Below are 23,093 nucleotides of genomic sequence, written 5' to 3' on the forward strand. Positions count from 1 at the left end.
ATGTTAAGAGATCAACATATGAATCAAGAACATTTTGAAACATTAAAGCAACAATTGACGACTAATATAGCAAAACGTAAAAATTTATTCACACGTATATTAGCAAGTGATACAGGGCAATCAGAAAATTTGTCAGTTATGAATATGAGATTGTTTCATGTTTGTTATTCTTTAGGTGAAAGCAAAGAAGAAATTTATCATTATTATAGAGAAAGTTTAAATAAATTTAAGCGTACATTTAATAAAGATACGGATATCTATACAGTTATAGATTATTTTGCGATTGGTGTATTATATAGTGAGCGTAAAGAAGAATTTATTGATGATTTAAAACATGTTTTTAAAAAAGTGAAAATTACAGACGACTTATTAGAATATTTTATGGTTTATTTATTTTATAATAAAATTTCTAATTATCGTTCAGTATTTGAATATGCTAATCGTATTACAGATACAGCAGAAAGCGTAGTTAATGCTCAATATTTTTGGTACTATACACATACTGATGCACCTTGGCATGATAGACATATTACAGCATCAGATCAATATGAAGGTTATTGGAGCTGGGATACAGCAGCAATGTGTAAGATTAAAAATATTGAAGATAAAGCGCTAGAAGGATTAGAATATTTTCCATATGACATGTTAGTATAGTAGAAGTAAAGCTGGTAAAAAACAATGCGTTTTACCAGCTTTTTTAGTATTTAAAATCCTTGTTTTTTTAATAATTTATTTGTTTCAATTAAAGGTTGACTAGCATAGTATTGTGATAATTTTTGGCCCCATTCCGGCAATATTTGTTTATAAGCCATAATATGATTAATTGCAGTACGTGGATATTGATTATAGCCAACATTAACAGCATCTGATAAACGAGGTTTTATTGACGTAGGTTGATTATCAGGATAACCAATACTTAAGCCACAAAGTGGATAAGATAATTGTGGTAAATGATATAAATTGATAATATTGTCAGCAATTTGTCTAATAGCACCGACACAAACTGTACCTAATGACATTGATTCAGCAGCAATAATTGCATTTTGCATTGCTAATGCTGCATCCATTGAAGCTGTAATTAAAGCATCGTGATTATCACTAATATCAAATAGTTGTTGATGTAAAGCACTGGCTTGTGCTAAGTGAGTAAAATCAGCACAAAAGATTAAAAATGCTGAACAATGTTCAATATGTGCATTTCTAGGTGACCATTGTGCTAGCATTGCCTTTGTTTGTGGGTCAGTGACTACAATAATACTATAATGTTGACCATTCATCCAAGTAGGTGCTTGCTTTGCACAAGCGATGATTTCTTGTAATTGTGCATCTGATAAAGGTTTGTTTGCGATAAAATGTCTAATTGAACGATGTGTTTTTAATAGTTCTATTGTTTGATTCATAATATCTCCTTATTTTACTGTTAACCATTGATTTAATTTAAGAATTAATCGTAAAAATCTATCACGACTTTTATTGGGTAAATCAGTGAAATGATTATTAAATTCATTTTCAATGACTTCCAAAGTATGTTGTCCATCTAAACGTTTTATAATAAATAACGCATACGGATCAACAGGTAGTTTATAATTTTCGGGTGCTTTCCAATATTTCACACCAAGTAAATCTAGTTTTGATTTTTTAGGCAATAATAAAAAATGTTGATTATTCTCTTGAATTAGCTGACTAGTATTATCTAATTTCGGTTTATCTTGCATAGAAAATTTAGCCATGAGATACCTCCTTATTCATGATAGGTTTATTTTAACATAGTAAAAGTATTTATTGTAATAAAAAATGAGACTAGGAAAAATTCATTAGTTTTTCCTAATCCCATTTAATGATTTATTGTTCCCAAAAGTCAGCGTGTTTAATGCCTAATTTTTTAGGGTTAAATTGTGGATCTAAACCTTGATTTAATTGTTGTTCATAATCAACTAAAGCTTTAAACGCGACAGGAGATAAAATACTAATAACAATAATATTAATCCATACACATAAACCGACCGCAACATCACTCATTGCCCAAGCTGTGCTACTTGTCGTAATACCACCATAGAATGTCATGATAACCATAACTAGACGGAATGCAAACATTAATGAAGTTTTAGCACGACCCTTAGTTAAATAAATTAAATTGGTTTCAGCAATATAATAGAAACTCATAATAGTTGTAAAAGCAAAAAATGTTAATGTAATAGCAACTAATATAGGTCCTAAATTACCAAATACTGTAGATACTGCAAGTTGTGTATACAATGCACCTGCATCATTTGCAGTAATATTAGCAATATGTTCTACGACTAATTTACCACTATCATCATAAACATTAAATTGATTAGTAATTAAAATCATTAATGCTGTGGCTGTACAAACTAAAAATGTATCAAAGTAAATTGAAAATGCTTGAACTAAACCTTGTTTAACTGGATGAGATACATCAGCTGAAGAAGATGCAGCAACTTGCGAACCTTGTCCAGCTTCGTTAGCAAATAATCCACGTTTAAAACCAAATAAAATAGCTGAACCTAATAATCCACCAAATACTTGATCTTGTCCGAATGCACTACGTACAATAAGTGAAAACATTGCTGGAATTTCTTTGAAATTAACAGCTAAAATGATAAATGCCATTCCAATATAAGCTAATGCCATAAATGGCACGACAATTTCAGTAAATCTGGCAATTCGTTTTACACCACCAATAATAATGATTGATAAACAAAGGGCAACGACTAAACTAGATACCCAAGTTGGAATAGCCAATGAATTATGTAATGCTTGCCCAATAGAATTAGTTTGTACACCTGGCATTAAAACAAGATAACAAATAACAGATAAGCATGCAAAGAATAATGCGAATTTTTTCTTTCTTAATCCATACGCGATGTAATAGGCAGGACCTCCACGCATAAAGCCACTTTTTTCTTGTTGTTTATAAATTTGACCAAGTGTTGTTTCAATAAATGCTAGACTGGCACCAAAAAATGCAATGACCCACATCCAAAAAATTGCACCAGGTCCCCCAAATGCGATAGCTGTCGCTACACCAGCAACATTTCCAGTACCAACACGACCAGCTAAAGCCATTGTTAAAGCTTGAAATGATGAAATACCTTGTTGCTGAGCGGATTTATTAAACATTTGTTTAATCATTTCAGGAACTAAACGTATTTGAATGAATTTAGAACGCAATGTAAACCATACACCTGCGCCTGACAGTAAAATAATAAGTGGTGTGCTCCAGATAATACTGATAACAGCACCGAGTAATTGTTCAAAGTTCATAGTTTCCCTCCAAAAAGTAATACTGTACTATCTTACTATATATTTATCTGTATGTACAGATGTACACGCGCAAAAAACAAGAATGATTGATAAGTTAATCTATTTGTAATATAGTGTATAAATAAATTTGTTTTAAAAAAGAGGTAATGAATGAAGAAAAGCAGAAAATGGCTCATATTAGGTAGTTTTTTAGTAATAGGCGTACTAATTATCATGTTTTATAACTTAAATAGTTATTCTCAACCTAATCAATTTAAATCAACAACTAATATTCAAATAGATACGTCAAAAATAATACATTCTGATATATGCCAAGATATTAACGATTGTATTGTAAAAAGTGATCAATTAATTGATGATCATTTACCTTTATATTTACAAACTATTAGCGAACAAGATGTAAGTCCAGGTAATATAGATGAAGGCCATGTGATTGCAGAATATAAAGTAGCAGGTAATCAACTGCAACAATCAACGAAGCAACAGTTAACAACAGAGCAACAACAAATGGCACAAAAACAATTTGATTTTTTCACTCAATTAGTGCCAGTAGAATGGCGTAAAAATTTAACTAAATATGTTGCCATAGAAGATAGTAATTTATCAGCTTATATTATGAGATTAGGTGAACATAAAGTTGATGGACAAGCATTAGGTATAGATGTGTATAATATGTCAAATACGGCTGATATGGATGCAAAATTGATTTTGATTCATGAATTTGCACATTTATTTTCAGATCATTATGATCAATATGTCAATGATCAAAGTTGTGAAATGACGATTACAGATAAAAGTTTATATTGTTTAAAAGAGACAAGTTATTTAAATCAATTTTATTTAGATTTTTGGAAAAATGTACCAAAAGATTGGGTAGAAAATTCAAGTAAAGCAACAGAAGACACGGTAGAATTTTATCAATTAAATAAAGATAAATTTATTACGACGTATGCTGCTAGTAATCCCTATGAAGATTTTGCAGAAAGTTTTACAGAATTTGTGATACGACCTTATCATGATTTAACAGCAACTAATCAACAAAATGAAAAAATTGAATTTTTTTACCAATATCCCGAATTAGTTTTATTACGTTATCAATTGCTACAAAATTTAACACAATCAACCAATGTCTATCCTCAATGAGGATAGACATTATTTTATTAATGAAACAACTAAGAATATTTATGCACAAAACTTGAATTTATATGAATTTTTATTTATAATAATAAATAATTTTAAAAGAGGTGAGGAATGATGAAAAAAATAGTTGTTTTAATAACTTTATGTTTGGTATATATGATGTCTTCATTTAAAATTGTTTATGCACAAACAGATGAAATTTATCAAAGTGTAGTGGATAGTGGTAAATTAATTGTGGGAACATCTTCAGGCTATCCACCTTTTGAATTTTTTGACACTAAGGGTAATTTGATAGGATTTGATATGGATATTGCTCAAGGCATTGCACAACAAATTAGCCAAGAAAGTGGTAAAGAAATAACTGTAGAATTTGCTGACAATAGTTTTGATAATTTAATCGCTGATTTGCAAACTAAACGTGTAGATATTGTGCTTGCTGGTATGACACCGACACAAGAAAGAGCGCAACAAGTTGATTTTTCTGATGTATATTATCATTTTGAAAATGTGGTGATGATTAATCAATCAGATAAAGCAAAGTTAAATTCAATCGAGTTATTGAATAATGCTAATGTTACACTAGCAATTCAAACGGGTACAATTCAAGAAGCAGTAGCTAAAAAATATTTTCCTAAGGCACACTTAGTTAGTTTAAAACTTTTTCCAGATATGGTTTTACAATTAAGTCAACATCAATTATCAGGTATTATTATTTCTAAAGAAAATGCTGATTTGTATTTAGAAGTATATCCAGAATTAACATATAGTGATGTTAAAATGTTTATGGATGATGATTTAGGTGCAGCAGCAGCGTTTCCTAAAAATTCTCCTAAGATGGTAGAAGTCACTAATGCTTATTTTTCTAAGATACAAAATAATCATACAATTGATCAAATATGGAAGAAAAATGTTGCTTTAGCTTCATCTTCGGAAATTAAATCTAAACAAGTAGATAATGGTATTTTGAGTCAACTAAAAAAAATTTATACTTACAAAAATACAATTATCAAAGGTTTATTACTTACCTTGGCATTATCTTTCTTAGCAGTTGTGATTGGTACGACATTAGGAACAGTTTTAACATTATTACGTCATATACCTATTTTAGGACGTATTATTGATGCTTATATTAGTTTCATACGTGGAACACCTTTATTAGTACAGTTAGCTATTTTTGCTTATACATTTACAATGCCGGATTTTGGTTTTGGTAGAACTTTTGCCAGTTTCTTAGTTGGATTATTGGCATTATCTGTTAATAGTAGTGCTTATGTAGCTGAAATTATACGTGCTGGGTTGAATGCGGTAGATAAAGGACAATTTGAAGCGGCTGAAACATTAGGATTAAATAAATTTGTCACAATGAAATCAATTATTTTACCACAAGCAATTAAAAATATTTTACCAGCATTAGGGAATGAGTTTATTTCTGTTATTAAAGAATCATCAATTGTCTCAATTATAGGATTGATAGAATTAATGAAAGTGACAGAAATTATACGTGCACAAACGTATATCGCATTTACACCATTGATCGTTGTAGCTTGTATTTATTTTATTATTACAACTTTATTAACTAGATTGTTGGCGATGTATGAAAAATATTTGAATAAAAGTTCTTAAATATTAAGAAATTCTAATGAAATGATGATTTTTTTGTAGTATAATAGCAATTGAGTAGTATAAAAATTATTTAGGAGGTCAACAAAAATGAAACAAGTTAAATCAACACGTACATGGTTAATGGTACTAAGTATCTTAACGATTATTGGATTATTAATAAAAATTTATAGTTATGTGACACAACTAACTAATAAAGTTAATTATGACGAATTAAAAATCACAGGTCCAGAAGGTGACTATATAGCAAAAGTAGCTGAATTAGGTACTAGCCCGATTATGCAAGGATTAAGTATTATGGCAATTATTATTGGTATTGTGGCAATTGTACTATTAATTAAAAATTACATTAGTTTAGGGCAAATGATAGTGCCGGCTACAACAGGTATTATTATTTACTTCGTTTATCAATTGATAGATGTTTGTGCCACTATATATTCAGTTAGTCAAATGAAAACGATTATGTTACAAGTACTTGGTGAAGCACCAACAATATTGTTAGTGAGTACAGCAGTAGCTGGTCTTTTACCAACTATCATTATGATTATTTTAGCAATTGTGACATATGTAAAATTATCTAATTTAAATCAACAAGAATTAGATGCACAAGAAATTAGTGATCTTTAAAAATTAAGACTAGGGTAACCTAGTCTTTTTATATTTGCATTTAAGCATTATTTATTGTAGAGTGAGTAAATAATGAAAGGAAGAGATTATGATTAAAAAAATTAAAATTATTATTTCTTTATTGGTCATCGTGATGATGATGGTGATATTATTCCATTCTTCTAATGAAAGTTATCAACAACAAAGTTTAATACCAACTTTAAATCGTCTTTTAGCTAATGAACCTTTTGCAGCGTTATTATCTCATATTGAATTTACTTATGCGGGTCGTATAATTTCTATAGAACAAGTTGGCTATAGCCACTTCATCGAATTTTTTATTAGAAAGTTTGCACATTTTAGTTCTTATTTTATTATAGGATGCTTTACTTTTTTATTATTAAAACAATTGATAGCTAATATTAAAGTGACGTTTTGCTTAGCATGGCTAATTCCTATTTTATATGCTGTTATCGATGAAATACATCAAAGTTTTACACCAGGTAGAACCCCTTTATGGCAAGATGTCTTTTTAGATAGTTTAGGAGCTTTAGTTGGTATCATAGTAGGTTATATTTTTTCGAGATATAAAAAGAAATACTATAATATCGGTCGCTAGTCTGATAGTCAAGTGCACTAATTATTGATACACTATGATTATTAAATTTGGAGGATGAAGTAATGTCTAAACAAAAGAAAAATCAAATTTTACAATCATTAGAAGCATTAGGTGTAAAAGTAACGATGACTAAATCTAAAAAAGAACTAAAGCAAGCACTAGCCTTAGTAAAATAAATAGAAAACAGCTACTTACATAACTTTTTATAGTATGTAAGTAGCTGTTTATTATTGTTTATAATATTTAGCATGTTCATGAAACTGGATATTAAAGATAATAGCAAAGGCAAACATTACGCCCCATAAAGCACTACCACCAAAACTAATTAATGGCAGAGGTAAACCTGTAACAGGTAAAATCCCCAAAATCATACCGATATTTTCAAATATTTGGAAAGTAAGTAAGCCAAGTAAGCCAGAGATAAAATAAATGAAATAATCGTTTTGTTGTTTTACCGCAATGCGCAATAAATGAAAAATTAGTAATAAATAAAAAATAATTAATAAACTGGCACCAATAAAGCCAAATTCTTCGCCGATAACTGAAAAAATAAAATCAGTATGATTTTCTGAAACATAAGTTTCACCATTTAAATAACCTTTACCTAATGTGGCACCATTACTAATCGCTCTTTGTGCTTGAAGTACTTGTAATGAACCACTATCAGCATAATCAGCTGGACTTAACCAAGCATAAATACGTGTCATTTGATAACCTTGTAAAATTTTAGCTAACCACTCTTTATGCTGTAAAGCAATCCATAATAATGTAGAAATAATGACTGTTAGTGTCGCAATAAAAGGTGTAATAATTTTCCATGAAATGCCTGATGCAAAAAGCATGAAAAAGATAATTGCTAATAAAACTAAAGTTGACCCTAAATCATTTTGATGCAAAACAAGAAAAAGTGGCACTAAACTTAATCCAGTGACTTTTAAAATTAATTGAACATCATTTTTAATTGTATGGATATGTCGGTGATTATGCCAAGAAATTAATTGAGCTAAAGCCATCATTAAAAATATTTTCATAAGTTCAGTTGGCTGGATAGAAAAATTTAAGCCGGGCAATCTAATCCAACTTTTAGCACCATTAATAATAGGTGCGATTGAAGTAGGTGCAATAATTAAAAAAACAAGACTGGCGATACCTAATCCATAAGCTATCCAACTTAATTTTTGAATTTGAAGTGGTTTAATAAAAAGTATAGACAAAATAATTATCCATCCTAATGCATAATAGAGTAATTGTCTAATGGCAAAATTATTAATATATTGTCCACTCATTTGTGCTGAATAAACAGTCATGCAACTATATGCTAAAAAAATAAAAATAAAACCTGTTAAAATCCAATCGAATCTTGCATACCAAGGTTTTTGCCTAATTTGTTGTAATGTATTTGATTTTCTCATATTAAGATTCCTTATTATGTAATGTTTAGTTAATTTAAGCATAACATATTTATTGTGACGGTGCTAGATAGAAACTTGTTGATAATCTTTTTGCTTGATTTTTTGACCTTTTTTGATTAATATAAGAACTGTATTAGCAATTCCGTATGTGAAGTGCTAAAAGATAAAAAATTTGGAGGTAGACAATGTTACAACCATTATCAAATTATGTCGTATTAAAAAAAATAGAACAAGAAGCAACAACAATAGGCGGTATAGTATTACCAGATTCTGCTAAAAATGAAGTGTTAACTGCTGAAGTTGTAGCTATCGGACAATCACGTTATAATGCGCAAGGTCAAGAATTAGCGCATGAAGTGAGTGTTGGAGATAAAGTGATTTATTCAAGTTATGCAATTACAACATATAAAGAAGCAGACGTAGAATATCTTATCATGCGTGAAGATGAGATTTTAGCTATTATTAAATAATATTAGGAGGGACAATGACATGGTAAAAGAAATTAAGTTTTCTGAAGATGCACGCCAATCTATGGCAGCAGGTGTAGACAAACTAGCCAATGCAGTAAAAGTAACATTAGGACCTAAAGGGCGTAATGTTGTGTTAGATAAGAAATTTGGTGCACCGCTAATTACAAATGATGGTGTTTCAATTGCTAAAGAGATTGAATTAGAAGACCCATACGAAAATATGGGGGCTAAATTAGTTACAGAAGTTGCTAATAAAACAAATGAAATTGCCGGTGATGGTACAACTACAGCAACTGTATTAGCCCAAGCAATGATTCGTGAAGGATTAAAAAATGTTACTGCGGGTGCGAACCCTGTGGGTATTAGAAAAGGGATGGATTTAGCAGCTAAAGTAGCAGTTGAACAACTACAAAAAATTGCCAAACCAATTGAATCAAAAGAAGCGATTGCACAAGTAGGTGCCATTAGTGCAGCTGATGAAGAAGTAGGACGTTTTATTTCAGAAGCCATGGCACGTGTTGGTAATGATGGTGTAATTACAATCGAAGAATCAAAAGGTTTTGAAACTGAATTAGAAGTTGTTGAAGGTATGCAATTTGATCGTGGGTATATTTCTCCATATATGGTATCAGATTCTGATAAAATGGAAGCTGTATTAGATAATCCATTTATTTTAATTACAGATAAAAAAATTGCAAGTATTCAAGAAATTTTACCGTTATTAGAACAATTAGTTCAAGCGACACGTCCATTATTAATTATTGCTGATGATATTGAGGGTGAAGCAGCAACAACATTGGTGGTAAATAAATTACGTGGTACATTTAATGTTGTCGCCGTTAAAGCACCTGGTTTCGGTGATCGTCGTAAAGCAATGTTAGAAGATCTAGCTATTTTAACAGGTGGTCAAGTCATTACTGAAGAATTAGGTTTAGATTTAAAAACAACAACATTAGATATGTTAGGACAAGCTAATAAAGTAGTTGTCACAAAAGATAATACGACTGTTGTTGAAGGTGCAGGTTTATCAGAAGCCATTGCAGCACGTGTACAACAAATTAAAGCACAAATTTTAGAAACAACATCTGAATTCGATAAAGAAAAATTAACAGAGCGTTTAGCTAAATTAGCAGGTGGTGTGGCAGTAATTAAAGTCGGTGCAGCAACAGAAACTGAATTAAAAGAACGTAAATTACGTATTGAAGATGCATTAAATTCTACACGCGCAGCAGTAGAAGAAGGTATTGTTGCGGGGGGAGGAACAGCTTTAGTACAAGTATCTAGTGAAGTTGCCAAATTATCACAAGAAGGTGACGTACAAACGGGTATTAATATTGTTTTACGTGCCTTAGAAGAACCATTACGTCAAATTGCCATTAATGCTGGTTTAGAAGGTTCGGTTATTGTCGATAGATTAAAACGTGAAGCAGAAGGTATCGGTTTTAATGCAGCAACTAATGAGTGGGTAGATATGATTGCAGCAGGTATTGTTGATCCAGCTAAAGTAACACGTTCAGCATTACAAAATGCCGTTTCAGTTGCTTCATTATTCTTAACAACAGAAGCTGTTGTGGCAGAGATGCCATCAGAACAACCAGCATTTGATCCATCATCAATGCCTGGTATGGGTGGCATGATGTAATAAAATATAAGAGTGAAAAGCAAGTGCTTTTCACTCTTATTTTAATAATAATGTTGTATTCATTGTGAAATAGAAGCTATAATAACATTATAATACATATAAAAGGATGGTATAAATGACTTATCAAGAAGCATTAACATGGATTCATAGTACGATGAAATTTGGTATTAAACCAGGTTTAAAACGTATGGAATGGTTGCTAGCACAATTAGGACAACCACAAAATAAAATTAAAGGGATTCATGTCGTTGGCACTAATGGTAAAGGGTCAACAGTTAATTATTTACAAAATATTTTTTCAACTTCAAATTATCAAGTGGGAACGTTTATTTCACCTTATTTAGAAAATTTCAATGAACGTATTGCAATTAATGGGCAAATGATTAGCAACGAAGCTTTAATAGATTTAGTTAAGCGTGTTAAACCAATTGTAGAACGTTTGCCTGAAGAAACAACATTAGGTCATGCGACTGAATTTGAAATTATTACAACGATGATGTTTGTTTATTTTGGAGATGTGCATCCGGTAGATATTGTAATTATTGAAGCGGGCTTAGGTGGTTTATATGATTCGACTAATATATTTAAGCCTTTAGCAGTAGTATGTACTTCAATTGGTTTAGATCATCAAAATATTTTAGGGCAAAGTTACTTAGAAATTGCTGAACAAAAAGTAGGTGTCTTAAAAAAGGGTGTGCCGTTTATTTTTGCTACTGATCGTAGTGATGTACGTCATCTTTTGACACAAGCAGCTAATGATAAATTTTGTCCAACATTTGAATTAGGTAAACAATTTTATTATACTTCTCAAGATCAAACATTTAATTTTATTTCAGATTATGAAAAATTAATGCAAGTGAATATTCAAATGATTGGTGAACATCAGAAAGCAAATGCTAGTTTAGCTATTATGACCAGTTTATTATTAAAACATGTTTTTACTAAATTTAATCGTGATACAATTCGTCAAGGTATTGAACGTTCAATTTGGCGTGGACGTATTGAACAAATAGTGAAACAACCATCTATTTATATTGACGGTGCACATAATAATGAAAGTATTGATGCTTTATTAAAAGTTTTTGCAGAAGAAAAGAAAACAATTAAAGTGTTATTTGCTGTGATTGAAGGTAAACCTGTTGATAGTATGTTAAATCGTCTAACAACTTTAACTGCTGAGGTTGCTGTAACGACATTTGATTATCCGACAGCCTATCAATTAGACCAATATCCTATGCAATATCCACGTTATCATTCATTTGAACAATGGTTAAAAGACGTTGCAGTTGATGAAAACACAATTTATATTATTACAGGTTCATTATATTTTATTTCACAAGTACGTACTTATCTTAAACAATCATAATTGTTTATACTGTTTGTCGTCTATTATTTTCACGAGTTAAATAACCATCTTCAATTAAACTGGTAAAACATCCATCACCAATAATGATATGATCTAAGACATGAATGCCCATAATCTGTCCGCAATTGATTAATCTTTGTGTGACATTAATATCTTCCTGACTTGGTGTAGGGTCGCCAGAAGGGTGATTATGTGCAATAATAATGGATTGTGCTGAACAGCGTAGGGCTTCTTTAAATATTTCTCTTGGATGAATGAGAGAACTATCTAATGACCCTTGAAAAATTACTTTATCTGAAATAATATAATTTTTAGTATTTAAGTGAATGGCAATTAATTTTTCTTGACTGCAAAATCTAATATGATTCATTAAATATTGTGCGGCTTGTTTAGGTGATTGACAACGATATTTACGATGTTTATCAATTGTATAAATACGTTTGGCAATTTCAATGACCGCTAGCAGAGATGCCGCTTTACTTTCACCAATACCTGCTTGATTTGTGAGTTCAAAAAAATTTGTTTCTAACATATTTTTGAATGAGTGATAATGATTAAGTAGCTGTTCTGAGATTTGAAAAACAGAACTATTTTTATTGCCACTGTTTAAAATAATAGTTAATAATTCTTGATCAGTAAGTGCTTCAATACCATACATTTTTAATTTTTCACGTGGTAATAATGACATACTTACCTCCTTAAAGTAAAAAATGAGTGAACACAAAACTAATAGAAATAAAAGGTGCTAATGGAAGACGACTAGTTAAACAGGCTTTGTTAAAGATTAATAAAAATATTGCATAAATTGCCGCAATAATAAAAGTGCAGTTAATTAATATTAAATTAGTTGATGATAGACTAGATAAAAGTAGAATGAGTTTAATATCACCATAGCCTATTTGTTGTCGACTTATAAAATATAATAAGTGCATGAGTAAAATGGTAATTAATAGATTTCAAGTCAGTGTTGAGAAGTATAAAACATAAATGAATAATAAAAATTGTAATTTAGGTAAAATAATATGATGACGTATATCATAAGCACTAATTAATAATAATACCGACACTAAATAATAATCGTTTCAAGCTAAGCGTAAAATATAAAATAAACTGAACAAACAACTAAAACTAATTTCTAAGATTATATAATGTTTAGGTATCGGATGTTGGCAGTAATGACATTGTTTTCGGTAATAAAAATAACTAACAATGGGGATTAAATCATATCATTTGAGTGGATGTAAACAGTGATTACATTGAGAACGACCACAACAAAATTGTTTGGGTGTACGTTCTATAAAACAGATTAAAGTGCTGGCCGTACATGCACCGAGAAAAAATAATAAAATTAGCATAGTATACCTCCATAGAGTGAGTTTATAGATAAGTGGTATTTGATGCAAGTTGCAATAAACTTACTACATACCATAAGTTAGGTGATATTAATTTAGTTAAAATAATGGTATTAATTAAAAGCAAGTTACATCAGATATTGTGTGTTTAACAGTTACTTTGAAAAATTTTAATAGAAAGTGGGTTTATAGGTTGTCAAAAAGCTTATAAAAGTGTACAATACATTTAAGTTATAGAGATGAAAGATAGAGGTTGCGAATTAAAAGAGTAAACTTAGGGAGATGAAGCATCATTAATGAACTAAGTTGAAAGGTTAAGTCGCCGAAATGATTGTAATATGCTGATTACAATTGTTGGGGTTATTGCTGAAAGGCGTAACACTGTTATGGTTTACCATAATGCGCTATTTTGTAGACTTATTGATGTATAGATAAGTGGATATACAATAGTGTATGTCCACTTTTTTATTTATACTATCTTCACTCCTATAGCATTAAAAGAAAAGGAGTAATTGAATGAAAAATAATAATTCAAATGTACAAAGACATTTAAAAACAAGACATATTACGATGATTGCTATTGGGGGAGCTATAGGTAGTGGACTATTTATGGCAAGTGGTGGTACGATTGCTGCTGCTGGACCTGGTGGTGCATTAATTGCCTATGCTGCAATTGGTTTAATGGTATATTTCTTAATGACTTCACTTGGAGAAATGGCTACTTACTTACCAGTTACAGGTTCATTTAGTACTTATGCTTCACGCTTTGTTGATCCATCTCTTGGTTTTGCACTAGGATGGAATTACTGGATTAATTGGGTGATTACAGTTGCTGCTGATGTTACTTTTGCTGCTATGATTATTCAGTATTGGAAGTTTGGGCAATTTTTACCAACATGGGCATGGAGTTTAATTTATTTAGCGATTATTTTTGGACTAAATATTCTATCAGTGCGTGTTTATGGTGAATCAGAATTTTGGTTTGCTGCGATTAAAGTCATCACGGTTTTAGTATTTATAGTTATTGGAACATTGACAATTTTAGGTATTTTTGGTGGCGAGTTTGTTGGGTTAACTAACTTTATGTCAGGCGAGGGTCCTTTTATTGGTGGTGATGGTTCGATCTCTGGTAAGTTATTGTCAGCTTTAGGTGTATTCTTGATTGCTGGTTATTCATTCCAAGGGACAGAATTAATTGGGATAACAGCGGGTGAATCAGAAGATCCTAAAAAAGCTATTCCTAAAGCAATTAAACAAGTGTTTTGGCGTATTTTATTATTTTATATCGTATCGATTGCGATTTTAGCTTTATTAATTCCATATACAAGCCCTGAACTAATTAATAGTGAATATTCAGTAGCACAATCACCATTTGTTATTGTCTTTACTAAAGCAGGTTTTGCTTTAGCGGCAGGGGTGATGAATGCTGTTATATTAACATCAATTTTATCAGCGGGTAATTCAGGTATGTATGCTTCTACACGTATGTTATATGCGATGGGTAAAGATAAAATGGCATGGTCAATTTTTGCACGTACAACTAAAAACGGTATTCCATACTTATCATTGATTTTAACAACAGCTATTTCATTAATTTTTGTTATTTTTGCAGAAGTTAAAGGAAGTGCGGCCATTGATACAATTGTCGCATCATCAGGTTTAACAGGTTTTATTGCATGGTTAGGTATTGCTTTAAGTCACTATCGTTTCCGTCGTGCTTATGTTTTACAAGGTTATAATTTAGATGATTTACCTTATAAAGCTAAATGGTTTCCAATTGGTCCACTATTAGCATTAGCCTTATGTATTTTAGTTATTATTGGACAAGATACGAGTTTATTATTAGAAGGTGATGTGAATTGGACAAGAATTATTATTACATACATTGCAATTCCAGTGATGTTAGTTTTCTATGGTTATCATAAAATTAAATATAAAACAAAAATTATTCCATTAAAAGAGATGGATTTATCAAAAGATCATTAATAAAAAGGGGCTGCAATTTGCAGCCCCTTTAATTTATTTCTTTTTCTTTTTGCGTGATACGATTTTAGATTTATTAGCACCTAATGAAGCGATTTTTTCTTCTTTTTCAAGTGCTTGTTTAACGACTTCTTTATCTGGTTCACTAACTAATGGTGGGTAAAGTTTTTTACCTAAATAAGTTTGAGCAATCATATAAATACCACCGAAAATCCAATATAATGCTAAAGCACCAGCGGATGTATATGAGAAAGCAATAATTGCTAGTGGAGATATATAAGAGAATATTTTCATTTGTTCTCTTTGCTCAGGTGGTGTATACATTAATGTCATATAAGATTGTAAATAATAAACAATACCGGCAACAATAGTTAAAATGATTGAAGTTTTACCTAAACTTAAAGTTAAGAAAGTTGCATCTGAAATACTTGCAGAATGTACAGGTGATTTTAATGCAAAGAATAAACCTGATAGTATAGGCATTGTTAAGAACATTGGTAAACATCCAGCTAATGAACCCATTGGATTAACACCATGTTTACGATAAACACCCATCATTTCTGTTTGTTTTTCTTGTAAAGCAACTCTTAATTTGCTAACTTCAGCTGGATCACTTGTATGCTTAATTTTTTCTTGTAATACTTTTGTTTCAAGTTGAATTGCTTCTAATTCTGGTTTAACTTTAGACATACTAGCAGACATCGTACTTTGATTTTTATACATTTTTAACATAAATGGTAACATAATCGTACGAACTAAAATGGTAATTAATAAAATAGCTACCCACCATGCACCTGTTATATCATATAGATATTTTAATAGTTTATCTAATGGCTCTACAAACCATTCGTAAAAGGTACCTTCATGTTGTTCGGCAGAACATCCAGATAGTAGAAATGCAGACATTGCTGCAACTACAGGTACTAAATATTTTTTCTTCAAAAAGTCCACTCCTTTATAAATTAAATTAACTCTTATATTCTATCATAATAAAGAATAATATAAAACAACTATTAAATAAAAAGATAATTGATATTAAATTTATTTTGTATAGAAAACTGTTTAATGACATCTATTTTAACATTGCTTAATAGTAGGATTTAGCTTAATGAAAGATTGGTATAATATTGTGTAGTAAATAAGAATAGTGCTATTTGAAACAATAAGATGATTTTTTATATACTCATGTTGTCGACAATATTAAATATATAGGGGGAATAATAATGAATCATTTTGCATTAATAGGTAGGTTGACAAAAGATCCTGAATTGAAAGAAAGTATTAACGGTAATGCCTATATCCATTTTACTTTGGCAGTTAATCAAATGTTTAAAACAAAAGATGGTGAAGATTTAACAGAATTTTTAACCGTCACAGCCTTTAAGCAACGTGCAGAAAACTTAGCAAAGTATTGTTATAAAGGGAGTTTAGTTGCAGTATCTGGTAAAATACAAAATAATCATTTTATAGATAATCAAAATAATAAAGTATTTAGAACAGAATTAATAGCTGATAAAATTACTTATTTAGCACATGTTGTAAGAGAAATACCAGAATTAAAACCTGAACCAATATTATAATTACTTCTAAATTCTTGAACAGAATAATGTTGGAGATAAATATTAGTAAAACAAATAACACTTCAAAACAATGAGTATAACTGTTTTGAAGTGTTATTTATTTAACCTATAACGATGTCTTTAATATGTTGCCATGCTGAAAAATTAAGTAAATCTGAAAATGAACCATCTCCTAAAATTGTATAGCCAATAATAGTACCTAGAAATAACATAGCGACCATTAAAATAGCCATGACAGCTATCCTAACTAAAATAGGCATACGTCTTTGGTGAAATGCGCGCCAAGCAATTTTCTCTTGTTTCTTTTTCTTTTTATTTGCCATAATATCCCTCTATTCTGAGATGCGTTGAATATTAGCACCTAAGTCTGCTAATTTACTATGGAAGTTAACATAGCCACGATCTAAATGGCGTAATTCTGTTACAGTTGTTGTACCTTCTGCAATTAATCCAGCTAAGATTAAAGCAGCTGATGAACGTAAATCAGTAGATTTCACTTTAGCACCTTGTAAAGTATGACCACCGTCTACTGTCGCTAATTTAGAAGAGTTTACTGTAACATGAGCGCCCATGCGATTAAATTCGCCGGCATGCATAAAACGATTTTCAAATACAGTTTCAGTGACAGTACTTTGACCTTTAGCTGCTAACATGACTGCCATTAGTTGAGACTGCATGTCTGTTGCAAAACCTGGATAAGGTAAAGTTGTAATGTTTGTTGGTGTTAAAACTTCAGGACCGATAATATGTAAACCATTGTCAATATCTTTAATTATAACGCCCATTTTTTCTAGTTTATCAATTAAGGCAATGTGATGTTCACGTAAGGCACCGATAACTTTAATATTTCCTTGTGTCATTGCAGCAGCACACATAAAAGTACCCGCTTCAATTCGGTCTGGAATAATATGGTGTGTAGCACCGACTAATTTATCAACACCTGTAATAATTAATCTTGAAGAACCACGTCCTTGAATATTAGCACCCATTGAAATTAAGAAATCTACTAAGTCTGTAATTTCAGGTTCTTGTGCAATATTTTCTAGAATAGTTATTCCTTTAGCTAACACAGAAGCCATAATTACATTTTGCGTACCACCGACACTAGGGAAATCGAAAAATATTGTTTTACCTTCTAAATGTTCATTAACTTTAGCTTCAACAAAACCTTCGCCTGTTGTAATTGTTGCACCTAATTTCATAAAACCATTTAAATGTTGTTCGATAGGGCGTGCACCAATTGTACAACCACCAGGCATAGACACTTTAGCAATATTATTTCTAGCTAACATTGGACCTAAAACAAGAAATGAAGCACGTATTTTACTTACATATTCTTCAGGTGCTTCTGTCGCAATTGGTCCACTAGCATCAATCGTCATTTTATTTTCTTGAGGATCGTAAGTCACTTTAGCCCCTAAAACAGTAAATAATTCTTTTAAAATTTTAACATCTGATAAATTAGGCACATTATAAAATGTTGACACCCCTTCAGATGCTAGCAATGCAGCAGTAATTACTGGTAATACAGCATTTTTGGCACCTTCTATTTTTACTGTACCAGCTAATTTATTTCCACCAGTAATAATAATTTTATCCACAAAATTGTCCTCCATATTTCACTATATAATAAAGTCATTATACTAAAAAACAATTAAAAAGAACAGTATTAACATTTGTTAACATTGTTTAATCAATAATTTTAGTTTATGATAGGGATTAAAATAAAAAGTAGAAAGGAAAAGATAATGGCATATTTATATTTATTTATAGCGATTTTATTAGAAATTGTTGCAACTTCGTTAATTAAAGCGAGTGAAAGTTTTACAAAAGTAACATATGGCTTAGGCGGTATTATTTGTTTTTCTTTATGTTTATATATTTTTTCATTATCGTTAAAACAAATACCATTAAGTATTGCTTATAGTATTTGGTGTGGGCTAGGTTTAGTTTTAACAGCTATCGTTGGTGTTGTGGTATGGCAAGAAAATGTAAATTTTTTTGCACTAATAGGCATGATTTTGATTGTTATAGGTGTTATTTTATTAACTGTTTTAGGTTGATTTATTAACTATGCTTGAAAAATAAAATGATTTAAGTTAAAATAAGCAGGTAATTGATAATGATTTTCAATTAGAAATGAGTGAGGTAAGATAATGTCAAGAATATATGCTGAAAATATTAGTGTTGCTTATCAAGAAAAAATGATTATTTCAAATTTATCATGTGAATTATTAGATAATAAAATAACAACATTAATTGGCCCCAATGGTTGTGGTAAATCTACCTTGTTAAAAGCATTAACTCGTATTTTAACAGTACAAAAAGGTATAGTTTACTTAGATGGTGAAAGCATTGCAAAAATGCCAACGAAAATAGTGGCTAAAAAATTAGCTTTATTACCACAAGTATTAGAATCAGCAGAAGGTATTTTAGTACATGAATTAATTGCTTATGGTCGTTATCCTCATCAAAATAGTATGGGAAAATTAACGATACAAGATAAAGAAAAAATTAGTTGGGCAATGAAGATGACACATGTAACTGAGTATGCACATATGAAAGTAGATGACTTATCTGGTGGGCAACGTCAACGCGTATGGATTGCGATGGCTTTAGCACAAGATACTGATATTATTTTTTTAGATGAGCCTACAACTTATCTTGATATGAATCACCAATTAGAAGTTTTGCAATTGTTAGAAACATTAAATAAACAAAATGGCAAAACGATTGTGATGGTATTACATGATTTGAATCTTGCAGCGCGTTTTTCTGATGAAATGATTGCGATGAAAGCCGGTCAAATTAAATATCATGACACTGTGGCAAACATCATTCAGCCTAAAATATTGAAAGATATTTTTAATATTGAGGCACATATTGTTCAATCACCTATCAATCACAAACCAGTCGTTTTAACCTATGATTTAGGTCGAGATAAATAATTTTAAGGAGATAATAATGAAAAAATTATTATTAGCAAGTATGGCATTTGTGGCGTCGTTAACTTTAGCGGCTTGTCAATCATCAAATAGCCAACAAGAAAGTAGCACCACTGTATCTAATGAAACTACAACATATGCTGGTGTAGAGATTCCTAAAAACCCTCAACGTGTGGTATTGGCAGGTTTTTCATACACAGGTGATTTTTTGAAATTAGGTGTCACACCTGTAGGGGTTACATCTTATGATAAAGAAAATCCAGTTTTTAAAGAACTATTAAAAGATGTACCTGTTGTTGCAAGTGATGACCCTGAAGCAATTGCAGCACTAAAACCTGATGTGATTATTACATTTTCAACAGATCAAAATATTGATAAATTAAAAGCGATTGCCCCAACAATTGCTGTTGAATATAACAAATATGATTATTTACAACAATTTATTGAAATTGGTAAAATCTTAAATAAAGAAGATGAAGCTAAAACATGGGTAGAAAATTGGAAAAAAGAAACAGCACAAGTAGGTGAACAAATTAAACAAAAAATAGGTGCTGATAAAACTTTTACATTATTAGGTGTGGAAGATAAGCAATATTATTTATTTGGTAATAATTGGGGACGTGGTGGTGAAGTTTTATTTCAAGCTTTAGGATTAACACCACAAGCAAAAGTAAAAGCAGATATTTTTCCAACAGGATGGAAAGAAATTAATCAAGAAGCGATTCCAGAATATGCTGGTGATTACATTGTATTAATACGTAAAAACCAGGAAATTGGTAAATCTTTAGTAGAAAGTGACTTATGGCAAAACTTACCAGCAGTTAAAGATAAGCATGTTTTAGATGTTGATGCAAACTTATTTTACTACAATGATCCGATGAGTTTAGAACAAGAATTAGCTGTGTTGAAAGAACATTTATTAGCACAATAATTTGTCAATGTGTAGTGGTGATTAACAGATCATCACTACACTATTTTAAAGTAAAGGAGTGTCTTGTTTTGACGCAACAACAAGATTATCATTTTCACAGTAAGTCAAAACGTTTTTGGCTTATTTTTTTTATAACTATTTTATTATTATTGTGTGCAAGTTACGCAGCTATAAGGTTTGGGACATATCATTATACACATCATGAAATTATGTCAGTTTTATCTCATCCTTTAGCAAATCATTCGTTACAAGATGTGATTATTGATATTAGAATGCCAAGATTATGTGCAGCATTTTTAGTAGGTGCTGCTTGTGCAACAAGTGGTGCGATGATGCAAAGTATTACGCGTAATGCCATTGCTGATCCAGGGTTATTAGGAATTAATGCAGGTGCAGCATTTGCTTTAGTAATTGCGATGGCATTTGTTCCAGTAATGTCATATTTTGGTATGTTAGTCACTTGTTTTTTAGGTGCAGTTGTAGCGACATTTATTGTTTTATTGTTAACGCATAGTTCTCAAAACGGACATCCTCAATTAAAGCTTATTTTATCAGGTGCAATGGTAGCGATTTTATTATCTGCTTTAGGGCAAGGTATAATGTTATATTTTCATCTTTCTACTAGTATTATAGGTTGGCAAGCTGGTGGTTTTGTAGGGATTAATTGGTCGATGTTAAGTATTATTGCACCTATTATTTTATGTGGATTAATCATGGCTTTATGTTTATCACATCAATTAACAATTTTAAGTTTAGATGAGGTAGTGGCGCAATCTTTAGGTCAAAATATAGTTGTCATTAGATTAATTTTATTAGTGATTGTGTTAGTATTATCCGCTTCATCAGTTGCCTTAGTAGGTGCACTAGCTTTTGTAGGTCTGGTGATTCCACATTTTGTTAAATTAATGATCGGTCGTAATTACCAACAAATTTTACCATTAACAATATTATTAGGTGGGTTATTTATGATTATTTGTGATATGATCAGTCGTTTAATTGCACCACCTTATGAAACGCCTATTAGTGCGGTCGTAAGTTTAGTTGGTTTACCTTGTTTCTTATGGCTATTGAAAAAAGGAGGGCGATTTTAATGTTAATGAATAAAAAACGTATCTATCGTTTATGTTTTTTATTGGTAGTTATTATTATCCTAGCTATTTGTGGAGGGTATCAGTGGCTATCATTACAAGAAGTTATAGCTACTTTTACATTTGCAGCAAATGATCAATTAATGACAGTGATGTGGACTTTTCGTTTACCAAGAATTATTGTTTGTTTATTTGCTGGGAGTGCTTTAGCAGTAAGTGGTTTATTACTTCAAAATTTAACTAAAAATCCATTAGCTGATTCTGGTATTTTAGGTATTAATGTCGGTGCTGGCTTGATGATAGGTCTTGTTATCACTTTATTTAATCAATATTCTTCTGCATTACTAGTACTATTACCTTTTTTTGCGATGCTAGGGGGTTGTATAACAATTGCTATTGTGTTCTTTTTTGCTTATCAACGTCATAGTGGTTTAAATCCGATACGTTTAATTATTGCAGGTGTTGGTATAAGTACTTTAATTTCAGGTGTGATGGTTATGTTAACTGCTAGCATTAATAAAGATAAAGTAGAGTATATTGTTAAATGGTTATCAGGCACAATTAGTGGAGATAATTGGTCAATGATAATGATCACATTACCTATATTAATTGTATTATTGTTTATGGTGTATAGACGTAGTCATCATCTTAATATTATGGCATTAAATGATTTAACAATTATTGCCTTAGGTTTAAATTTACAAAAAGAACGTATTATAAACTTATTGCTTGCTACAGCATTAACCGCCATTAGTGTAGTGTTAATAGGTAATATTGCTTTTATAGGTCTTATTGCAGGTCATTTATCAAGAAGATTAGGTGGTGTCCAACATCAATATAGTTTAATTGTTGCCATGTTAATCGGTGCTATTTTACTGATTAGTGCAGATTTATTTGGTCGTGTAGTATTAGTATCATCAGGTATACCAACAGGTATCATCGTCGCAGTACTCGGCGCGCCTTATTTTTTATGGTTAATCTATCATTCTAAATAATCACTATATTGATTTTTAAATACTAAAGTGATAATACAAACACAAAGAGAGGTAAAATT

Annotated in this window: 25 protein-coding genes and 1 riboswitch; of the genes, 16 read left to right on the forward strand and 9 right to left on the reverse strand. The window is 30.7% G+C overall.

Going from position 1 to position 23,093, the window contains the following annotated elements:
• Window positions 1-654: a PoNe immunity protein domain-containing protein gene (locus tag AC5EAH_RS00855; protein WP_493492850.1), complete on the forward strand. Its 654-nt coding sequence runs from the start codon at window positions 1-3 to the stop codon at window positions 652-654.
• A 50-nt stretch (window positions 655-704) separates the two neighbouring features.
• Here the strand turns inward: AC5EAH_RS00855 and AC5EAH_RS00860 are convergent, their stop codons facing one another.
• From AC5EAH_RS00860 to AC5EAH_RS00870, 3 genes are all read right to left on the reverse strand, one after another.
• Entirely contained in the window at window positions 705-1,400 is a 696-nt protein-coding gene (locus AC5EAH_RS00860; RefSeq protein ID WP_493492851.1) for a nitroreductase family protein, read from the reverse strand.
• Between the two features lie 9 nt (window positions 1,401-1,409).
• Window positions 1,410-1,730 (reverse strand): hypothetical protein, encoded by a 321-nt coding sequence (locus AC5EAH_RS00865; protein ID WP_493492852.1) that lies wholly within the window; start codon window positions 1,728-1,730, stop codon window positions 1,410-1,412.
• Between the two features lie 112 nt (window positions 1,731-1,842).
• On the reverse strand, window positions 1,843-3,285 hold the full coding sequence (locus AC5EAH_RS00870; RefSeq protein ID WP_493492853.1) for an alanine/glycine:cation symporter family protein: 1,443 nt from the start codon (window positions 3,283-3,285) through the stop codon (window positions 1,843-1,845).
• Between the two features lie 150 nt (window positions 3,286-3,435).
• Here AC5EAH_RS00870 and AC5EAH_RS00875 point away from each other — a divergent pair, with 150 nt between their 5' ends.
• The 5 genes from AC5EAH_RS00875 to AC5EAH_RS00895 all read left to right on the forward strand — a co-directional run bounded on the left by AC5EAH_RS00875 (window position 3,436) and on the right by AC5EAH_RS00895 (window position 7,446).
• Window positions 3,436-4,428 carry a hypothetical protein gene (locus tag AC5EAH_RS00875; RefSeq protein ID WP_493492854.1) on the forward strand — a complete coding sequence of 331 codons (993 nt, stop codon included), beginning with the start codon at window positions 3,436-3,438 and terminating at the stop codon, window positions 4,426-4,428.
• Window positions 4,429-4,536: 108 nt separating this feature from the next.
• Complete coding sequence (locus AC5EAH_RS00880; RefSeq protein WP_493492855.1) at window positions 4,537-6,048, forward strand: ABC transporter substrate-binding protein/permease; 1,512 nt, start codon at window positions 4,537-4,539, stop codon at window positions 6,046-6,048.
• 87 nt (window positions 6,049-6,135) lie between these two features.
• Window positions 6,136-6,672: a hypothetical protein gene (locus AC5EAH_RS00885; protein ID WP_493492856.1), complete on the forward strand. Its 537-nt coding sequence runs from the start codon at window positions 6,136-6,138 to the stop codon at window positions 6,670-6,672.
• An 88-nt stretch (window positions 6,673-6,760) separates the two neighbouring features.
• The gene (locus AC5EAH_RS00890) at window positions 6,761-7,270 is read left to right on the forward strand and encodes a VanZ family protein (RefSeq protein WP_493492857.1); all 510 of its coding nucleotides are present in this window, start codon (window positions 6,761-6,763) and stop codon (window positions 7,268-7,270) included.
• A 62-nt stretch (window positions 7,271-7,332) separates the two neighbouring features.
• Window positions 7,333-7,446: an Lmo0850 family protein gene (locus AC5EAH_RS00895; protein ID WP_493492858.1), complete on the forward strand. Its 114-nt coding sequence runs from the start codon at window positions 7,333-7,335 to the stop codon at window positions 7,444-7,446.
• Window positions 7,447-7,497: 51 nt separating this feature from the next.
• Here AC5EAH_RS00895 and AC5EAH_RS00900 read toward each other — a convergent pair whose 3' ends face one another.
• A complete protein-coding gene (locus AC5EAH_RS00900; protein WP_493492859.1) occupies window positions 7,498-8,682 on the reverse strand; it encodes an FtsW/RodA/SpoVE family cell cycle protein in 1,185 nt (394 codons plus the stop codon).
• A 185-nt stretch (window positions 8,683-8,867) separates the two neighbouring features.
• On the opposite strand from AC5EAH_RS00900, the gene AC5EAH_RS00905 reads away from it, so the two are divergent.
• The 3 genes from AC5EAH_RS00905 (at window position 8,868) to AC5EAH_RS00915 (ending at window position 12,160) form a co-directional block, all read left to right on the forward strand.
• The gene (locus tag AC5EAH_RS00905) at window positions 8,868-9,152 is read left to right on the forward strand and encodes a co-chaperone GroES (protein WP_493492860.1); all 285 of its coding nucleotides are present in this window, start codon (window positions 8,868-8,870) and stop codon (window positions 9,150-9,152) included.
• A 19-nt stretch (window positions 9,153-9,171) separates the two neighbouring features.
• Window positions 9,172-10,794, forward strand: coding sequence for a chaperonin GroEL (gene groL / locus AC5EAH_RS00910; protein ID WP_493492861.1), 1,623 nt, complete (start codon window positions 9,172-9,174; stop codon window positions 10,792-10,794).
• A 115-nt stretch (window positions 10,795-10,909) separates the two neighbouring features.
• Window positions 10,910-12,160, forward strand: coding sequence for a bifunctional folylpolyglutamate synthase/dihydrofolate synthase (locus AC5EAH_RS00915; protein ID WP_493492862.1), 1,251 nt, complete (start codon window positions 10,910-10,912; stop codon window positions 12,158-12,160).
• Window positions 12,161-12,164: 4 nt separating this feature from the next.
• On the opposite strand, the gene radC is transcribed toward AC5EAH_RS00915, so the two are convergent.
• Complete coding sequence (radC, locus tag AC5EAH_RS00920) at window positions 12,165-12,848, reverse strand: RadC family protein (RefSeq protein WP_493492863.1); 684 nt, start codon at window positions 12,846-12,848, stop codon at window positions 12,165-12,167.
• A 394-nt stretch (window positions 12,849-13,242) separates the two neighbouring features.
• Window positions 13,243-13,377: a prepilin peptidase gene (locus tag AC5EAH_RS00925; RefSeq protein WP_493492883.1), complete on the reverse strand. Its 135-nt coding sequence runs from the start codon at window positions 13,375-13,377 to the stop codon at window positions 13,243-13,245.
• 374 nt (window positions 13,378-13,751) lie between these two features.
• A riboswitch (Lysine riboswitch) is annotated at window positions 13,752-13,927 on the forward strand.
• Window positions 13,928-14,028: 101 nt separating this feature from the next.
• On the opposite strand from AC5EAH_RS00925, the gene AC5EAH_RS00930 reads away from it, so the two are divergent.
• Window positions 14,029-15,498: an amino acid permease gene (locus AC5EAH_RS00930; protein ID WP_493492864.1), complete on the forward strand. Its 1,470-nt coding sequence runs from the start codon at window positions 14,029-14,031 to the stop codon at window positions 15,496-15,498.
• A gap of 33 nt (window positions 15,499-15,531) precedes the next feature.
• On the opposite strand, the gene AC5EAH_RS00935 is transcribed toward AC5EAH_RS00930, so the two are convergent.
• Entirely contained in the window at window positions 15,532-16,437 is a 906-nt protein-coding gene (locus AC5EAH_RS00935; RefSeq protein ID WP_493492865.1) for a YidC/Oxa1 family membrane protein insertase, read from the reverse strand.
• 281 nt (window positions 16,438-16,718) lie between these two features.
• On the opposite strand from AC5EAH_RS00935, the gene AC5EAH_RS00940 reads away from it, so the two are divergent.
• Window positions 16,719-17,075, forward strand: coding sequence for a single-stranded DNA-binding protein (locus tag AC5EAH_RS00940; RefSeq protein WP_493492866.1), 357 nt, complete (start codon window positions 16,719-16,721; stop codon window positions 17,073-17,075).
• 101 nt (window positions 17,076-17,176) lie between these two features.
• Here AC5EAH_RS00940 and AC5EAH_RS00945 read toward each other — a convergent pair whose 3' ends face one another.
• Together AC5EAH_RS00945 and murA are read right to left on the reverse strand one after the other, a co-directional pair.
• Window positions 17,177-17,398: a DNA-directed RNA polymerase subunit beta gene (locus AC5EAH_RS00945; protein WP_493492867.1), complete on the reverse strand. Its 222-nt coding sequence runs from the start codon at window positions 17,396-17,398 to the stop codon at window positions 17,177-17,179.
• Between the two features lie 9 nt (window positions 17,399-17,407).
• Window positions 17,408-18,676 (reverse strand): UDP-N-acetylglucosamine 1-carboxyvinyltransferase, encoded by a 1,269-nt coding sequence (gene murA, locus AC5EAH_RS00950; protein ID WP_493492868.1) that lies wholly within the window; start codon window positions 18,674-18,676, stop codon window positions 17,408-17,410.
• Between the two features lie 147 nt (window positions 18,677-18,823).
• Here murA and AC5EAH_RS00955 point away from each other — a divergent pair, with 147 nt between their 5' ends.
• The 5 genes from AC5EAH_RS00955 (at window position 18,824) to AC5EAH_RS00975 (ending at window position 23,034) form a co-directional block, all read left to right on the forward strand.
• Window positions 18,824-19,138, forward strand: a complete 315-nt coding sequence (locus AC5EAH_RS00955) for a DMT family transporter (protein ID WP_493492869.1) — start codon at window positions 18,824-18,826, stop codon at window positions 19,136-19,138.
• A gap of 93 nt (window positions 19,139-19,231) precedes the next feature.
• Window positions 19,232-20,023 (forward strand): ABC transporter ATP-binding protein, encoded by a 792-nt coding sequence (locus tag AC5EAH_RS00960; RefSeq protein WP_493492870.1) that lies wholly within the window; start codon window positions 19,232-19,234, stop codon window positions 20,021-20,023.
• A gap of 16 nt (window positions 20,024-20,039) precedes the next feature.
• Window positions 20,040-20,951: an iron-hydroxamate ABC transporter substrate-binding protein gene (locus AC5EAH_RS00965; RefSeq protein ID WP_493492871.1), complete on the forward strand. Its 912-nt coding sequence runs from the start codon at window positions 20,040-20,042 to the stop codon at window positions 20,949-20,951.
• 68 nt (window positions 20,952-21,019) lie between these two features.
• Entirely contained in the window at window positions 21,020-22,042 is a 1,023-nt protein-coding gene (locus AC5EAH_RS00970) for a FecCD family ABC transporter permease (RefSeq protein ID WP_493492872.1), read from the forward strand.
• Window positions 22,042-23,034, forward strand: a complete 993-nt coding sequence (locus tag AC5EAH_RS00975; protein ID WP_493492873.1) for a FecCD family ABC transporter permease — start codon at window positions 22,042-22,044, stop codon at window positions 23,032-23,034. Before AC5EAH_RS00970 ends, AC5EAH_RS00975 begins: the two co-directional genes overlap by 1 nt.
• Window positions 23,035-23,093 lie beyond the last annotated feature (59 nt).

It is taken from the genome of Staphylococcus sp. B1(2026) (assembly GCF_058895785.1).

Bases quoted from the DNA above. Each gene is read 5' to 3' on its own strand.
- AC5EAH_RS00930 (WP_493492864.1), top strand. From the start codon at position 14,029: ATGAAAAATAATAATTCAAATGTACAAAGACATTTAAAAACAAGACAT.
- AC5EAH_RS00895 (WP_493492858.1), top strand. From the start codon at position 7,333: ATGTCTAAACAAAAGAAAAATCAAATTTTACAATCATTAGAAGCATTA.
- AC5EAH_RS00955 (WP_493492869.1), top strand. From the start codon at position 18,824: ATGGCATATTTATATTTATTTATAGCGATTTTATTAGAAATTGTTGCA.
- AC5EAH_RS00890 (WP_493492857.1), top strand. From the start codon at position 6,761: ATGATTAAAAAAATTAAAATTATTATTTCTTTATTGGTCATCGTGATG.
- AC5EAH_RS00905 (WP_493492860.1), top strand. From the start codon at position 8,868: ATGTTACAACCATTATCAAATTATGTCGTATTAAAAAAAATAGAACAA.
- AC5EAH_RS00865 (WP_493492852.1), bottom strand. From the start codon at position 1,730: ATGGCTAAATTTTCTATGCAAGATAAACCGAAATTAGATAATACTAGT.
- AC5EAH_RS00915 (WP_493492862.1), top strand. From the start codon at position 10,910: ATGACTTATCAAGAAGCATTAACATGGATTCATAGTACGATGAAATTT.
- groL (WP_493492861.1), top strand. From the start codon at position 9,172: ATGGTAAAAGAAATTAAGTTTTCTGAAGATGCACGCCAATCTATGGCA.
- radC (WP_493492863.1), bottom strand. From the start codon at position 12,848: ATGTCATTATTACCACGTGAAAAATTAAAAATGTATGGTATTGAAGCA.
- AC5EAH_RS00975 (WP_493492873.1), top strand. From the start codon at position 22,042: ATGTTAATGAATAAAAAACGTATCTATCGTTTATGTTTTTTATTGGTA.
- AC5EAH_RS00855 (WP_493492850.1), top strand. From the start codon at position 1: ATGTTAAGAGATCAACATATGAATCAAGAACATTTTGAAACATTAAAG.
- AC5EAH_RS00900 (WP_493492859.1), bottom strand. From the start codon at position 8,682: ATGAGAAAATCAAATACATTACAACAAATTAGGCAAAAACCTTGGTAT.
- AC5EAH_RS00875 (WP_493492854.1), top strand. From the start codon at position 3,436: ATGAAGAAAAGCAGAAAATGGCTCATATTAGGTAGTTTTTTAGTAATA.
- AC5EAH_RS00870 (WP_493492853.1), bottom strand. From the start codon at position 3,285: ATGAACTTTGAACAATTACTCGGTGCTGTTATCAGTATTATCTGGAGC.
- AC5EAH_RS00880 (WP_493492855.1), top strand. From the start codon at position 4,537: ATGATGAAAAAAATAGTTGTTTTAATAACTTTATGTTTGGTATATATG.
- AC5EAH_RS00885 (WP_493492856.1), top strand. From the start codon at position 6,136: ATGAAACAAGTTAAATCAACACGTACATGGTTAATGGTACTAAGTATC.
- AC5EAH_RS00860 (WP_493492851.1), bottom strand. From the start codon at position 1,400: ATGAATCAAACAATAGAACTATTAAAAACACATCGTTCAATTAGACAT.
- AC5EAH_RS00940 (WP_493492866.1), top strand. From the start codon at position 16,719: ATGAATCATTTTGCATTAATAGGTAGGTTGACAAAAGATCCTGAATTG.
- AC5EAH_RS00945 (WP_493492867.1), bottom strand. From the start codon at position 17,398: ATGGCAAATAAAAAGAAAAAGAAACAAGAGAAAATTGCTTGGCGCGCA.
- AC5EAH_RS00960 (WP_493492870.1), top strand. From the start codon at position 19,232: ATGTCAAGAATATATGCTGAAAATATTAGTGTTGCTTATCAAGAAAAA.
- AC5EAH_RS00965 (WP_493492871.1), top strand. From the start codon at position 20,040: ATGAAAAAATTATTATTAGCAAGTATGGCATTTGTGGCGTCGTTAACT.